Source organism: Desulfosediminicola flagellatus, assembly GCF_005116655.2.
Taxonomy (GTDB): domain Bacteria; phylum Desulfobacterota; class Desulfobulbia; order Desulfobulbales; family Desulfocapsaceae; genus Desulfopila; species Desulfopila flagellata.
Map to the genome: position 1 here is coordinate 1748831 of NZ_CP050698.1, position 15338 is coordinate 1764168.

At 44.8% G+C, this 15338-nt stretch carries 13 protein-coding genes; 5 read left to right on the forward strand and 8 right to left on the reverse strand.

Translation table 11 applies throughout. From position 1 onward, the window contains the following. Positions 1-198: 198 nt before the first annotated feature. The 6 genes from FCL46_RS07305 to FCL46_RS07330 form a co-directional block, all read right to left on the reverse strand. Entirely contained in the window at positions 199-1752 is a 1554-nt protein-coding gene (locus FCL46_RS07305; protein ID WP_136806976.1) for a phospholipase D family protein, read from the reverse strand. A gap of 548 nt (positions 1753-2300) precedes the next feature. After that, positions 2301-2918 carry a PqiC family protein gene (locus FCL46_RS07310; RefSeq protein ID WP_136806977.1) on the reverse strand — a complete coding sequence of 206 codons (618 nt, stop codon included), beginning with the start codon at positions 2916-2918 and terminating at the stop codon, positions 2301-2303. Positions 2919-2928: 10 nt separating this feature from the next. Next, positions 2929-3927, reverse strand: a complete 999-nt coding sequence (locus FCL46_RS07315) for an MlaD family protein (protein ID WP_136806978.1) — start codon at positions 3925-3927, stop codon at positions 2929-2931. Between the two features lie 12 nt (positions 3928-3939). Then, positions 3940-4704 carry an ABC transporter ATP-binding protein gene (locus tag FCL46_RS07320; protein ID WP_136806979.1) on the reverse strand — a complete coding sequence of 255 codons (765 nt, stop codon included), beginning with the start codon at positions 4702-4704 and terminating at the stop codon, positions 3940-3942. A gap of 48 nt (positions 4705-4752) precedes the next feature. Beyond that, positions 4753-5883 carry an MlaE family ABC transporter permease gene (locus FCL46_RS07325; RefSeq protein ID WP_136806980.1) on the reverse strand — a complete coding sequence of 377 codons (1131 nt, stop codon included), beginning with the start codon at positions 5881-5883 and terminating at the stop codon, positions 4753-4755. Positions 5884-6537: 654 nt separating this feature from the next. Continuing rightward, positions 6538-7716 carry an acyl-CoA dehydrogenase family protein gene (locus FCL46_RS07330; protein WP_136806981.1) on the reverse strand — a complete coding sequence of 393 codons (1179 nt, stop codon included), beginning with the start codon at positions 7714-7716 and terminating at the stop codon, positions 6538-6540. A gap of 292 nt (positions 7717-8008) precedes the next feature. On the opposite strand from FCL46_RS07330, the gene FCL46_RS07335 reads away from it, so the two are divergent. Beyond that, entirely contained in the window at positions 8009-8917 is a 909-nt protein-coding gene (locus tag FCL46_RS07335) for a PilZ domain-containing protein (protein ID WP_136806982.1), read from the forward strand. Positions 8918-9109: 192 nt separating this feature from the next. Here FCL46_RS07335 and FCL46_RS07340 read toward each other — a convergent pair whose 3' ends face one another. Together FCL46_RS07340 and FCL46_RS07345 are read right to left on the reverse strand one after the other, a co-directional pair. After that, on the reverse strand, positions 9110-9274 hold the full coding sequence (locus tag FCL46_RS07340) for a hypothetical protein (protein WP_167505848.1): 165 nt from the start codon (positions 9272-9274) through the stop codon (positions 9110-9112). Next, positions 9271-9864, reverse strand: coding sequence for a LysE family transporter (locus tag FCL46_RS07345; RefSeq protein ID WP_267313718.1), 594 nt, complete (start codon positions 9862-9864; stop codon positions 9271-9273). Before FCL46_RS07345 ends, FCL46_RS07340 begins: the two co-directional genes overlap by 4 nt. A gap of 594 nt (positions 9865-10458) precedes the next feature. On the opposite strand from FCL46_RS07345, the gene FCL46_RS07350 reads away from it, so the two are divergent. The 4 genes from FCL46_RS07350 to FCL46_RS07365 all read left to right on the forward strand — a co-directional run bounded on the left by FCL46_RS07350 (position 10459) and on the right by FCL46_RS07365 (position 15331). Next, complete coding sequence (locus FCL46_RS07350; protein WP_167505849.1) at positions 10459-11865, forward strand: TolC family protein; 1407 nt, start codon at positions 10459-10461, stop codon at positions 11863-11865. Between the two features lie 9 nt (positions 11866-11874). Further along, positions 11875-13323 (forward strand): HlyD family secretion protein, encoded by a 1449-nt coding sequence (locus tag FCL46_RS07355; protein ID WP_136806985.1) that lies wholly within the window; start codon positions 11875-11877, stop codon positions 13321-13323. Between the two features lie 86 nt (positions 13324-13409). Next, positions 13410-14093 carry an ABC transporter ATP-binding protein gene (locus FCL46_RS07360; protein WP_136806986.1) on the forward strand — a complete coding sequence of 228 codons (684 nt, stop codon included), beginning with the start codon at positions 13410-13412 and terminating at the stop codon, positions 14091-14093. After that, a complete protein-coding gene (locus FCL46_RS07365) occupies positions 14090-15331 on the forward strand; it encodes an ABC transporter permease (RefSeq protein WP_136806987.1) in 1242 nt (413 codons plus the stop codon). The genes FCL46_RS07360 and FCL46_RS07365 overlap by 4 nt, the downstream gene beginning before the upstream one ends. Positions 15332-15338 lie beyond the last annotated feature (7 nt).

The window sequence follows — 15338 nt, forward strand, 5'->3', positions numbered from 1 at the left end:
TGTCTATTTTGTATACGTAACAACCTTATCAGGAAAATTATTCACTGGTTTTGGCTGGCATCCTAAATAGCATTGGCAGCGATTGTTTTTAATCAGAGAACCCATAATACAGCCGTTGTATCCGTTGAAAGATAAAAAGTCTATCTACTCAATAAATCCTGAATCTTCTCATGTGACCAGCTCATAAAAACGACTTTATTACAGAAACGACTCAACCGGCAGCAGACGCAAGAACCAAACTGACAATTTAGCCCAGAAGCCCGCATACGGTTCGTTTTCAAAGACGATTTCCTTTCCATCCCGGTTAACCTTCCATTGCAGAGAGCCACTTCCGTCGAGCGTAACTCGGAACGCTACTTTATCGATGTTATCTATGAAAACTCGTGCGCTTTTTCCTGCCAGCTCCTTGTTGAAAAAGAGAATTCCGATTTCATTGTTGATGTTTAAGGATCGCTGATCAAGGTTCATGGACCCGACGAACATCGCATCCTGGTCAAGGACCATTGTCTTGGCATGTAGACTCGACTTACTGAGGCCTGGTAACCAACTGAGTCGCTTCATCACCTCTTTATTTATCTCTTCGTCGAGTTCGTAAAGTTCAACGCCGGCCTTAATAAGCTGTTTGCGGTAGCGTGAGTAACCAGCATGAACGGCAGACACATCATTTGAGGCCAGCGAGTTGGTGAGAATGCGTATTCGTACCCCTTTGGCGCTGAGTCTACATAACGCATCTGCGCCTTTTTGCCCCGGAACGAAATAGGGAGAGATGATGAGCAACTCCTCGTTCAAACTCTCCAGGTAAGGCCAGAGTTTGGAGATAAGCAGATCTTCCTTCCAATTTTTTCCCCGCTCTTTTTTCTCAGACGAGTCATGCATCAGCTGCGCCTCTCCCCAGCTGAAGTGAATAGTACCGTTTCGCAGTAGACCGTTGGCGAGTTCTGAGTTGAGCAGAGCGGTAATATAGCTTGTTGCCGCCGCATTGTTTTCAAACTCGGCAAGTCGCTTTTTCAGAGTGGGTAACGTGTCTATTAAAGCCTGTCCAGCAAGAGTCGAGGCAGGATAAGCGTGGTCGCTGTTCCAGTATTGATCGAAGGCGTCTGAAACTTCGGGTACAACTGGGCCAATGGCTAGCATATCCATATCGGCAAAGGCCAAATCCTTATTGGCGTCGAAATATTCGTCGCCGATATTACGGCCGCCGATAATGGTTAGGCGATTGTCAACCGTGAATGATTTGCTGTGCATCCGATAATTGACATCAGACAGGCGAGTGATGAATTGAAGGTTTTTCGAACTTCCTCTCACAAAGGGATTGAAAAGCCGTACTTCCATATGAGGATGTGAATCCAGAGTCGTCCATACGTTGTCGGCCTCCTCACCATACATGTCGTCGATTAGCACGCGCACCCGCACTCCTCGATCGGCGGCTTTTATGAGGCGGTGAATGAGAAGCTGGCCGACCGTGTCCTGGTGAAACATGTAATACTGGACATCAATGCTGCGTTCCGCTTTTTCTGCGAGTGCGACCCTTGCTACAAAAGCATCCAGTCCGTTAGCGAGCAGGATAGCTCCCGTTTTGCCCGCCTGGTCTTTCGTTTGTTTTTCGACTAACTTGCTCAAATATGTTGTATCAGTATTAGACATCACTTGAGAAACCTGCTTTTCAGCGTTATCCGGCAGATTAGAACAACCAACCAGCAAAAATACTACTAACGCAAAAATGAAATGTTTTCTTTGGATGTGCTGGAACATAATCTGTCCTCATCGGTTTGAAGCGGGACTTACGAATCATTCTGGTGCATTCCCTCATGGTCTAATGTCATGGGGAAAAGAAATTTTTAGAGGAGATGGTAATACCGTAAAAACATGATTCTACCGAAAACATAACTGCCAGATTACGAGGAATGATGGAATCATGAAAATTCAATCGGAGTTCGATGTATCTTCTTTAACTCTCAACCATCCGTAGATGATCTCATCCATTTGCCTTACTATACTTCTCAATTTTGACTAGTATATGCCAATAAAGAGGAGATACAAAGCATCGGTGGTCCAAAGAACATTGGCAAACTGCAATATCGATCTACCCCATACAAAACGAAAGGAAAGTAAAAGCAAGGTGATGAATAATCCAAAGGCGTTTGAGCTGATAATGAACGTTTCAGATTCTCTGACATGTTTCATTCTTCAAGTTACAAGGCATTAACGATAAGCATGGCTTCTTTATGAAATGTTCGGGCTGGGAATGATCGATCTATTACTCTTGCTGAATCACCCAGAAGAGAACAGCCAGGACACACCTATTTCAAAGATGCTGCATCTATTGACTGGGCTATTTCTTTACTCAGCTTTCCTAGTGCTCTGCTCTGGGCAGCAACCAATCCGGCATAATCAGGAGTATCGGTTGTTTCTGAGATACTGCTTCGTTTGTTGTCGATAATCGATTTGTCCTTGTCATTAAGAACGAGCCAACGTGCCACAAGAGTGACCTCGTTATTCAGGTCACCATCAAAGCGGATGATTTCGATAATTACCTGGTAATCGATAGGAATAAAAGAGCGCCATGGATGGATAAAAACCTTCTCGGTGTTTAACAGAGAGCCTATATTGTCGGCCATTATATTGATAATATTGTTTTTGAGGGAACCAGACCACTGATCGAATGCTGCTTGACCAATCTTGTTTTCATCAATTCGGGTGATAATTTTGGACGTATTCAGGTAGTCGGCCAGTTTGATTGGTCCAATGCCAATGGGCAGGTTGCGTGATGCGCTGCTCTCTGTCAGCAATTTCTGACGTTCTACAGTTGATGTAAGTGTATAGAATCGTGTTGGTTGGCTTTTATTCATGCAGCCGCTAATCAGTAAAGCAAGAACCACATTTACCAGGATCAAAACAAAAGATTTTTTCTTCAGCATAATATTTTTCTCAGTTATTGTCTTTTCCCCGAATAAGGGCTTCAGGATGCTGTTCCAGATAATCTGCCAGTTGTCGGATAGAATCTGTCATGCTGGATATATTTTGCAATGTCTCCTCCAGTTCAATGACAAGTTGAGCATCTTCAGATACGACCCCTTTGACCCCAGCCAAACTTTCATTCAAGCTGGTAGACACAACATCTAACTGTTTGTTGATATTTCGCGTCAGCGAATCAAAATGCTCTATCAACTGTCTCATGTCGTCTACAAGCGGCTCAACCTGAGTGTTTACATTGTTAACCAGTGTGCGGGTGTCGCTGAGAGTATCTTCGATGTTACCAGTCACATCTCCAATGTAGTTATCGAGTTTACCGACGAGCAGCCGCGCTTCGTCGGCAGTTTGTCTCATGGACTTTAACCCCTCAGGTAGATCAGGATTATTGACAAGGCGATCAACTCCAACGATGATGTTACTAAAATGTGCAAGATCGATTTTCTGCAGTTTTTGGAATAACCTTTCTGTTGTTGATTGTATCGTTGGTATTTCAGTGAATTCTGAGTCAAGATTCTTTAAATTTACGGGGGAATTAGGGAAATAATCGAGTTCAATCATCAGTTGTCCGGTAATAAGGCTCTGAGTACTCAATACCGCCCGCAGACCACGCTCGGCAAGCTGTGCTATTGTTTTTGCCGGATCTCTTTGGGGTTGTATAGTTTCGCCGACATCAAACTTGTCTTGTCTGATATCGATAAAAACCGGAATGCTCATGGTCAGGTCTTGAGGATTTGCGCGAATGAGGATGTTGGTGACTGACCCAATCTGCACTCCCTGGAGCAACACAGGGGCGCCAACGTTTAAACCTTTGATGGAATTATCAAAGTAGAGAACAAACCTTTCAGTTCGTTGAAAAAACTTACCAGAACCCAAAATAACTACACTCGCAGCAAATATGAAAACTGCAATGACAATGAAACCGCCGATCATTGTTGTATTAGCCTGTTTTGCCATTCTGTCTCCTTGTTACTTCTCCAACGTTTCGCCCCGAGTTAAAAACATATGCAGGGTTGGATCGTGACTCTCCGCCAACAGTTTGTTTGGGTTGCCCGTTGCCGTCATAGTACGTTTGGACACATCGAGAAATACCGAGTTGGTACCAATTGCAAAGATACTTGCAAGTTCATGAGTTACTACCACCATAGTGGTGCCCATGCTTTCGCTCAGCTCAATAATCATATCATCCAACCGGCGTGCACTCACAGGGTCAAGCCCCGCCGAAGGTTCGTCAAAGAACAGAATCTCAGGATCCAAGGCCATTGCACGGGCAATGCCGGCCCGCTTCTGCATTCCACCGCTTATCTCAGACGGGTAAAAGTCTTTAAAGCCAGCCAGGCCAACTAACTCCAGCTTCAGTTCAACAACTTCATCCACCTCAGCAGTACTTAAATTCGTGTAGATTTCAAGGGGCAGAGCGATGTTTTCTCCGAGCGTCATGGAACTCCACAAAGCTCCACTCTGATACATGACTCCACCTCGGCGGATGATCTGTTCACGTGTCTGCTGGTCCGCTGCCCAGAAATCTGTATCATCATAAAGAACTCGACCTTTGGCAGGACTCTTCAGCCCGATGAGAATAGTCATCATCGTACTTTTACCGCAACCGCTGCCACCCATAATAATGAAGATATCCCCATGGTAGATAGTGAAATTTAAATCCCGCATCAGGACAAAATCACCATACCCCATGGTCAAATCCTGGATCGATATGTGTGCCTTACGTTCAGTCATGTTTTGTGTTTTCAGTCGAGTAGCAAGTTGTATGGCGAAATCAAAACCTTAAATTCCTAAGATATTACAGATGATTGTAATCATTGCGGTCGTTACTATAATACCGACGATCGCGGTCACAACCGCGGAGGTGGCGGCATCGCCAACTGCTGAGGCGCTTCGCCCGCACTCCATTCCTCTCATGCAACCAGCCAAAGCAACAATCACTCCAAAAAGGAATCCGCTGAAAAGCCCTATGCCAAGATCCCAAAATCTCACTGCTGTCACTGTTTCATTGAAGTACTGTATAAACCCGATATCAAGCATATATACGCCGACTACCATTCCGCCAAATATTCCCATGATGTTGGCGTAGAGGCACAGAAGTGGCATCATGATCATTAGTGCCAGCATCCGGGGCAATACGAGAAATTCCATAGGCGAAATACCCATGGTCCTCAGTGCATCAATTTCCTGGTTCACCTGCATGGTACCCAACTGGGCAGCAAAGGCTCCGCCTGTCCGGCCAGCCATGACAATACCGGTCATGATAGCTGCCATCAGTCTTACCATTGCGATCCCGACTAAATCAGCTACGTAGAGCTCAGCCCCGAATAACTCGAGTTGAATTGCGCCGACAAAAGCCAGAATCAGGCCGACAAGAAAACTAATCAGGGATACAATTGGCAGGGCCTGACCACCACACGTTTCCAGCATCAGCAAGAGGTCTGTCTTCCGAAAAGTGGCCTTCCCGCGCATGAATTGCACTACAGCCAGCGATGCCGCACCAACAAAATCAAGCAATTTCCCGGCAGACCTACAGAGTTCGACAGTCTCCTCCCCAAGAATAGTAAGAAATAGACGACGTTTATCAGCGGTACGGGCATCTTTTTTCTCTGGAACAGCAGCGGCGAGAGCCAGGAGTTGTTGGGCTCCTTGAGGCAGGCCGCTTATATCGAGTGGTATGGCCTTTTCTTCTGCCTGTTTGCGTAATCGCTTTACGAAGGTCAGCAATCCAGAATCCCACCCGGAAATATCCTTGGAGTCAAATATAATCTGCTCTACCGCAGAAGATCCCAGATGCTGAAGTACTTCTTCTGTAGAAGGCAAGTTCTGACCTAAATTCCATTGACCAGAAAGGACCAACTTCAGAACATTGTCAGAAGAACTTTTAACAAGAATCTCGGCTGGAGCTACCATTTAGAATACTAGATAAAATTTTAAATGGATGAGTGATGTGAACGCTACCCAAAGAAATGCTTTTGAGCAAAGTCCGCCTCTGGAACCTGGACGTAACGGGAAGCGAAGTACAGAACTTCCGAAGTCGATCTGTTGTTTAAAACGATTTTACCATAATTATTCCCCTCGCCAAATGCCTGCGTGAATTTACCCGATTTCGAACGGAGTTGTTCCACGCCGCAACTTACAATGTCCAAGATGCGGAAGAGTATTTGCTACTGTCAGTCGTTTGCCCAGGTTTTTACATGCCGGGCAAACGACTGTATCATGCTGCACAGCAGCAATAAAGGTTTACCTTAGTCTACATGAGGCGTAGAGGAGGGGTGGTCCTACTTTATTCGGCTATGAACCAGGTATGCCACCGTTGATCTCCCAATGCCACTACGAGCAATGGTGGTATAATTAAAGAGGAATCCAACACTAGGAGGAGGTGCCTTTTATATGATTATTAAGTCCGCTTTTGACCTTTTTCTATGCTTTCACCAATCCAAGATTTTTCCTAATTATCTAATAGACAAAATATGTCTAAACAGAAATTAAAAGTTAGGTCGAGATCTGCTCAACAAAGCCATCAGAGCAGGTCTCGGCTTCTACAGCTTACGGCAGAATAACCAATTAGCGATAGGCGGCTATTCCGGTAACTTTTTCTCCAATAATCAGCGTATGCATATCATGTGTACCTTCGTAGGTGTAGACTGATTCCAGATTGTTTGCATGCCGCATAATCGGATATTCACCCATAATACCGTTTGCTCCGAGCATTGTTCGGGCTGATCTGGCAATTTCCATGGCAATTTGAACGTTATTCATCTTGGCCATGGACACCTGAGCAGGGGTGTACTTGCCCTGATCTTTTAGTCTGCCAAGTTGCAGTGCCAGGAGTTGTCCTTTAGTGAGTTCGGTTACCATCTCGGCAAGCTTTTTTTGCTGCAGTTGAAAACCGGCGATTGGTCTATCGAACTGAATTCTGCTTTTAGAATATTCAAGAGCTGTCTGGTAACAGTGATCTGCTGCGCCCAGCGCTCCCCACGCAATTCCGTATCGGGCCTGAGTCAGACAACCAAGCGGGCATTTTAGACCTTTACAGTTGGGGAGCAGGCTTTCTGCTTCATCAACGATTACATCCTGCAATACAAGTTCTGAAGTTACAGAGGCGCGCAGGCTCCACTTTCCTTTCATTCGTGGTGCAGAGAACCCTGGAGTGTCTGTTTTTACCAGAAAGCCGCGTACGCCTTCGTCAGTCATTGCCCAGACAAGAGCGACTTCTGCTATAGATCCGTTGGTGATCCACATTTTGGCACCATTGATTTTCCATGTCCCATCTTTTTGACGTACAGCCTGGGTTCGCATGCCTGCAGGGTTCGAACCAAAATCAGGTTCTGTCAGGCCAAAACAGCCAAGAGATTTTCCTGTAGCCATACGGGGCAACCAGTAATTTTTCTGCTCCTCAGAGCCATAGGCAAAAATAGGGTACATAACCAGAGAACCCTGCACTGAAGCAAGAGAGCGGATAGCTGAGTCACCACGCTCAAGTTCATACATCAGTAAGCCGTACGCAACATTTGAGAGCCCTGCACAGCCATATTCAACAGGGAGGGTAGGGCCGAAGAAACCCAACTCGCCAATGAGTGCAACAAGATGCTCCGGGAAGGTCTCATTCTGTGCGTGTTGATCAATTATCGGCAGAACTTCTTCGTTAACAAACTTTCGTGCAGTTTCACGGACCAGTTTCTCTTCATCATCAAGCAAACCCTGGAATCCCATATAGTCAGTAATCTCTGTTGCTATATTCATTTTCCCTCCGGAAGTGATGTGTCACGGTTGCATCAGCCAACAGGCGGATGTGAGTGTTATTCAGATGTTCTTTATATCATTATATGTATAGCCGAATTGTATAGCTAACTCAAATAGAGTTAGGCACGGATGTGGTTGGTGATGAGGTTGAAAGGTATCGTTGTTCATTCTGACTTATATGATATGGAATGGATATTTGTTTTGGTCAACGTCATGCAGGTGATACAATGAGTTTCATGGTTCGAAGAGCGCGAGAGGAATGTTCCCATTCACAGAAAAATTCTCATAGACGATGGCAGACAAGAACGAGATCATTAATTACCAGCATATATTTGACAGGTTGAAGTATTATTTTCCTGACAGTTTGTATCTGAAGAAGTCGTTTGATAAGCATACTGATTTGTCAGATATTATCCACACGCCCGCAGGATTTCTTCCCTATCTGCAGACAGCTCTGCTTGATGAAAAATTCATCGAGGTGAGATTTGATGATGGCGAGGACCTATACTTTACCAAAATAGTGGATGCACCCATCGATAAAACAGAGAGTGAGGATGAAGATCAGCCGGAATATGTTGTAGCAGGGTATTTACAGGATATGTCTCACATGATTTCTTTGCCTTTAGAACCTGGGATGGGAAACTTTTTTATACGAAAAAGTGAAAAGGTTGTTTTTCGTATGTTTACCAAATCTCTGGCTGTTGAGTTTGGAACCAGTTTTCTCGATTTTCTCCGGATTGATGAGATACCGTATATGCATTTCAGATATCCGGTTATAGGGCAATTACTGAGGGGTGAACGTGAGTACAGGGCCAAGGTTTGCGAAGATGTAAATCTTACGGTAATGATCAAAGGGAAGAGAAAACAGGATGATATTGAAACGAAGATGGTAGATATTAGTGTCAACGGATTGGCAACTTCATTTCCCAGAAAGAACAGGGGGGATATTTTTGTCGGAGAAACACGAAGTCTGACAATATTTCAGGATGGCGAAAAACTTGTTCAGGTTTCCTGTTATGTTCGACATCTTACTCGTGTGAGGCAGGAAAATAGTATAGATAATATTAGTGGTGTTGAATTTGAGTTGGCAACAAAGGACTTAAGGAAAAAAATAGAGTCACTCGTTGCCGCAGTTCAACGTGCACATCTGCAAAAGATCTCCGGGATGGCCAGAGATACAGGATACAATCTTATTGCATGATTTTACAATTATGACAGCCATGTTATGAGTGTGCAAAAGGTTGGTGTCGACTCGTATTTTTCCACTGACAGGAAAAAGGTCATTACTGTCTTGTTTGCTGCAAACACTCTACCTTTGCGTACTTCCTCTCATATTTACTGAACAACATTCCTAAGCGGGTAGGTATATTACGCAATAGATAGAAAATGAACGCTATAATCCCATTTTTGCTTCGAGGTTCCTGATTTCCTCTTCGATCCGTTTACGTTCTTCAGGGGTGAGGTTCGGCTGTTGAAGGCTTCGTTGTAATCCGACAAGAATCATCTCTTCGCGATATTCATTGCAGGTGTATTGTGATTTTTCGGGTTCTTTTGTCATAATAATGTCGATTTTACCTGAATAAATGTATTAATCCCGTTGTAAAAGAACCAGACGGAAAAAAACAGAAGAAATGAGCCACAACTACCGATAAGTATTTTGTAATGGGTATCATTAAAGAAATGCTTACCTCTGGCAATGCCGAAAGATACGAGAGCATACCAGCTGAGATCAGCGAGAATATGGCCAATGAAGAACACTCCTACACCAATAAAGCCATACTCCAGGGTCTGTAGAATATAACCGAGTCCGATAGTGGCCCACCATAGCAGCCAGAACGGGTTGATCAGGCTGAGCAGGGCACCTGTAAAGACAAGATTCTTTTTTCTTTCGTTGCTTGCTTCGGTGATGAGTTTCATGGATGGCAGACTACGCAACATCGATATTGCCATCATCAGCAGAATAGCACCGCCAATGGTGGAGATCAGAATAAAGACGAGAGGAAGTTTTAGAAGCGGGGCCAGGCCGGCGGCAAGACCTATAACGAGAAAAAGTTCCAGCAGGCCATGACCAAATATCATCAGTGGACCTGTCCTGACTCCTCGATGGACTGTCTCACTAATAGTAACAGTTAGTAGTGGTCCAGGCATTAGGGCACCTGAAAGTGCAAGCAGAAAGGAAGAAAAGAAAATGGTAGTTAAGCTAATTATCATAAAAGAAGTTTTGTTAAATTCAAGAATGAGCGTACTATAATAAATGGATAGCATCACCTCAAGCTACGTTTCGATTTTGATTTAGCTGACTAATAGAACATGTGTAACAGTTTCGGACCTGTGATTATACATGTTTCTTAACCAGTTGGAATTGTTGGATGCAAATAAATATCTGTAAAATAGGGTTCTCCAGGTAATTCTCTTTGGCTGTTACATGTTGTGATGGTTGAATGGAATGCGTAAGAATCCGTCTGTAGGTAGTAACAAATTTTACCAGTCATACGATACGATTTCTCTGTTTTTGTTAAACTATTCCACGCAAGTGCCTGACTATTAAAAGCATTCGTTCGCTTTTCTGGATTATTGAGAAAAGCCTGGTCATGGTTATTTGCCAGTAATGCTGAATGCTCCTGAGTAAGTGTGGTAGCGAGCAAATACTAACGATCCGGCGGATTATTGCCAATACTATTGAATTTTTCACGCGCTGATTTCGAGCGGTAATATATTTTATTTATGTATTTTGATATCCGGATGTCTTTACGACCTTTTCTGTTTGTAATATCGCTGTGGGTGATTCAATTACCACAGGCAGCTGGCGCGGTGCAAGATCACGAGCTACTGAGTTTTGTTAATCTCGCCATGTTGCAGAGTGACGCAGCTTTTACTGTGCGCGATGAAAAAATTCTGGGTTCGCTTGATATTAAAGTTGCAGAACAGCAGTTTGTTACCCGTATAGTTCCGCTAACAACCGTAGGGTTTACCCAGGGTACAGGCTCTCAGCAACTTGGGGTTGAGTTTCAACGTGATATGGAGGCGGGTACAGAAGTCACCTATGGAGTTGTAGGTAACAGGGTTGAGGAAGATAGTGATTATGTAATAGAAAACAGCCACAGCGCTAAAGCATTTGTTCGGATATCCCAAGGGATCTTCAGAAGATGGGGGCAGGAATATAATCTTACCGGGCTTGATGTGGCGAGACTGCAAAATGGTCTTAATCAGATAAGTGCAGATCATGCTTTGCAAACAATTACACTTGAGACTGTCCGAAAATATTATGCACTTCTCCTGGAAGATCATTTGCTGCAGAAAAGTCATGAAGCACTTGAACGTAGCAAAGAGCATCTTGAATCTGCTAAATCCCGCCAGTCGGTTGGTCTTGTTTCCAAAGTTGATGTGTATCGGGCTGAGCTGGCGGCATTAGCAGCGGAAAATCTCCTGCACAATCAGAAGCGAAGCAGGCAACGTGCTCTGGATGACTTCAGGGAGCAGCTCGGGATGGAAGAAGATAGTGCACTGAATTGGCATGAATCCATACAGAAAATACTCCCTGTTTTACCTGAAGACTGGGAAAAAAATGTAATCGCTAACCATCTGGAATGGCGTAAGTATTTGACAAATGTGGAGATTGCAAAACGTGAGATGTATAAGGTGAAGCGTGATCTTTTACCTGATGTAGATGTAAGTCTTACGCTTGAGCAACGAGGCGATGGTGACAGTATTGAAGAGGCGATTGCGTTGGATGACACCAACTGGTCTTTTCAGGTTCAGATGAATTCGCCAATTAATTCTGTAATGGAAGAAGCAGCAGTAACTCGAAAATCTATGGAGCAGGCAAAACTTCGTCGTGAAGGCAAGGCATTGCGGCGCAAGATAGTACGTGAGGTCAGGGATGGCCTAGATGATCTCAAGACTGCGGAACTCCAGCATCAGCTTAACCGGCGACAGCTGGAACAGGCTGATCTGGCCCTGGACCTTGCAAAGATCAGGTATGAAAAGGGATTAAGCGATAACCTGGATATGTTGGATGCCGAGGCAGCATTTTCGGATGCGGAGCTGGCAATTTCGAGGTCACTGGTAGCATATAATAACGCTGCAGTGCACCTTGCCTATGTAATGGGAATTCTTGATACTGACTGGTTGCGGATGTCGGTGAGGTGAGTAGCACAGATGGATGTTGGAGCGCTGAAAAAGTATGTGTTTAACTGGTTGATTCTTGGCTTGCTGGTTACTGCAGGACTCTTTTTACTTGGTGTGAAAACGTGGGTGAATCATGGCAGATCTTCTGAGGCTGGAACATTTTTTGATGTTCAGAGGGCTTCATTTAACATGAGTATCACTGAGCGTGGTATTGTTCGTCCGGCTAAAATCTCAGCCATTATATCTGAAATATCAAGTAATCAAGCCAAAATAGTCTGGTTGGTCAAGGAAGGATCTGAGGTCAAAAAAGGGCAGACAGTGGCCTGGTTTGATACTAAACCTTTTCTTGATGAAGTAGCTCGTACAGAGCAGGATTATGGGGATGCACAGGCAAGCCTGGCTGCTGCAAAGAAATTATTGCTGTTACAGAAAGAAGAAGAAAAGGGACGTATCGAAGAGGCTGGCAGAAAAGTAGAGATAGCCAAAATTGAAGCACAGAACATTAACGAAGGTGCAGGGCCTCTGGAGAGAAAACAGGTGGAGCAGAAGCTCAAACAGGCACAGCGCAGCTTCAAACTTGCACAATCTAACGTCCGGGATATGGAGGTCTTACTCAATAAGGGCCATGCTAGTTTGCGGGAGTATGAAAAGGCTGGCGATGAATTTGAAACGGCACGTGAGCAACTCAATGTTGCAAGAGAAGAACTCAATAATTTCGATCAGTATAAATGGCCTAAAATGGTGAGAGAGGCAGAACTTCTTGTCAATGCAGCTGAAAGTGAATTTCAGCGTGTTAACCGGACATCTGATCTGCAAATCCAGACTCGTGTCGGACAGGTGGAAAAGAGTAGGCGAAACGTACAGAACAAAATAAAATTACTGGAACAGGCGAAGAACGACCTGGCTAACTGTACAGTTAAAGCACCAGCAGATGGAATTCTGCTTTACTCTGAACTGCCTCGGGAAAATGGTACGCGCAAGATTCAGATTGGTGATTCTGTCTGGGTTGGTCAGACCTTTTTAGAGGTTCCTGACACTACAGATCTCGTGGTTGAAACGCAGATACGTGAAATTGATGTTGCCAAAATTTCAGAAGGAATGGAAGCAACAATAGAGCTGGATGCATTACCCGGTACTGTGATCCGCGGCCGTGTTGAAAGTGTAGCTTCACTCGCCGAAGATGATAATAACAATAATAACATTCGTAGATTTTATGCCCGCATTCAAATTTTGGAAGGAGTTGACAAAGTGCATGTCGGCATGTCTGCCACCACAGAGATAATCCACAAAAGAATTACCGATGCCATAGTTATTCCGGCTGGAGCTGTAGTGTTTCATAATGATAAAACTATGGTTTACAAGGCTGAGGGAAATGCACTTGAACTTGTAGATGTCGATCTGGGTGCGCAGGGAGTGAGATGGGTGCAGGTGCTTAACGGGTTGGACGAAGGTGATCGCGTGAGTGGTGCTTTGTTTTAATTTTGGAACATCAAGGTATTTCAGTATTCCACATGCATCTGATCATCCCGATGCAACACATTCATTTAATGTTCTCATGAGAACTCATGTTTCTTAAAGCAACTGATATAAGCCGTAGCTACGCGCTAGGTGGAAGGCAGGTCCATGCACTTGAAAAGGTATCTCTTGAGGTTGCTGAAAGTGATTTCCTTATTGTGACTGGGCCGAGTGGTTCCGGGAAATCCACTTTGCTTAATATCCTCAGCGGCTTCGATCACCCAACAACCGGAGATGTCGAATATAAGGGCAATTCGTTATTTATTCCAGGCAAGCTTGATGTTGCCCGCGTCCGTAACAGTTCTTTCGGATTTATCTATCAGACGCCTCACTTGATTGCAGATAAGACTGTGTTGGAAAATGTTGCTTTGGCTTTTCATTACGGGGAGTGGGTCGAACGCAAAGAGGTTGAGCGACGGTGTAGTCAGTTGCTTGATTATGTCGGACTTGGGAATTTAATTGATAGGCATCCTGCAACATTGTCAGGTGGTGAGATGCAGCGGGTAGTTTTTGCCAGAGCACTTGCACGTGAGCCTGACATCATCTTTGCTGATGAGCCAACCGGAAGTCTGGATGAAAATAACTCAAAAAATATACTGGGTATGTTGAAACAACAGACGAGGCAGGGCAGGGCGGTAGTCATGGTGACACACGAAGCAGATGCAATCAGTTATGGTACATCATATCTGTCATTGCAGAAAGCCAGAGCCGGGGTGAGCGAGGTGTCTGGGTGAGTGTCGGTTTGTATCTGCTCGATATTATAGACGCCTTTGCAAGCATTCGCCGCAGACCGCTCAGGTCATTGTTAAGCAGCCTGGGAATTGGGATAGGTATAACGGCACTGATCGCCATGTTGTCAATTAGTGAAGGTGCTAAGCAAAAAACGCTGGCAAAAATCACATCGCTTGGGACAGATACTTTACGGGTGGAGGAATCAACAACGGCAGCACGTTCTGAAAAGGCTACTGTCGCTAATCTGTCATCGGGCCTGACCATGACAGATGTTGAGCAGCTGCGATTATGGCTTGGAGATAATGGCAGTGTCGGTGCCTATGAGCGAAGGGAAAACCGTGTTGTATCAACAGAAATATTATCCTCGAATGCTACCGTAGTAGGTGCTTCATGGCAGTGGTTTGCAGCTGAAAAACTTACTTTGAACTGGGGAAGGGTGTTTGATCCTATCGATGAGAAATCCGCCATGAATTACTGTGTGGTTGGTGATTCAATAGCCAGGGAACTGCATATTGCTCGTGGATCAATCTTGAAAGTTGATGGTATCGCCCTGACTGTGATCGGCGCGCTGAGCCCGAGGGGGAGTTTGTTGACTGAAGGTACAGGCTTGTCTGCACTTAATTTTGATCGGGCAGTTATATTGCCGATTACAGCCCTTGTGGATAATACATCTGTATACGGAGCCCGGAGGCTGGATGGTATGGTGGTGCTGCTGAACAGCAAACTTGAACAGCATATCCTGCAGACAGCAGAGCAGTTACAGCATATGTTGTTGCGCACTCATAGAGGGGTGCAGGATTTTAGAATGGTAGTTCCTTTTACTTTATTGAGTGAAGCACGGGAGAGTCAGCAGATATTCTCTCTGGTGATGGGGGCTATTGCGGGGCTTTCGCTCCTCGTCGGAGGCATTGGGGTTATGAATGTAATGCTCGCAAATATCTCGGAGCAGACACGGGAGATAGGTCTTCGAATGGCTCTGGGGGCAAGCCGGGGTCGTATTGTCTGGCTGTATTTGTGGAACTCGATGTTACTCACTCTGTCAGGAGGAGTCTGGGGAACATTAGGAGGAGTAGTGCTTGCGTATGCTATACAATTTTATGCGGGATGGGATATTGCTTTTTCAGTGTTTGCGATAGTAATGGCCCCGATGTCAGCATTGGTGACCGGGCTTATCTTTGGTCTTCATCCTGCCATGAGAGCGGCCGATCTTGATCCTGCAGTTGCCTTACGAGAGTCGTGACTCAGGA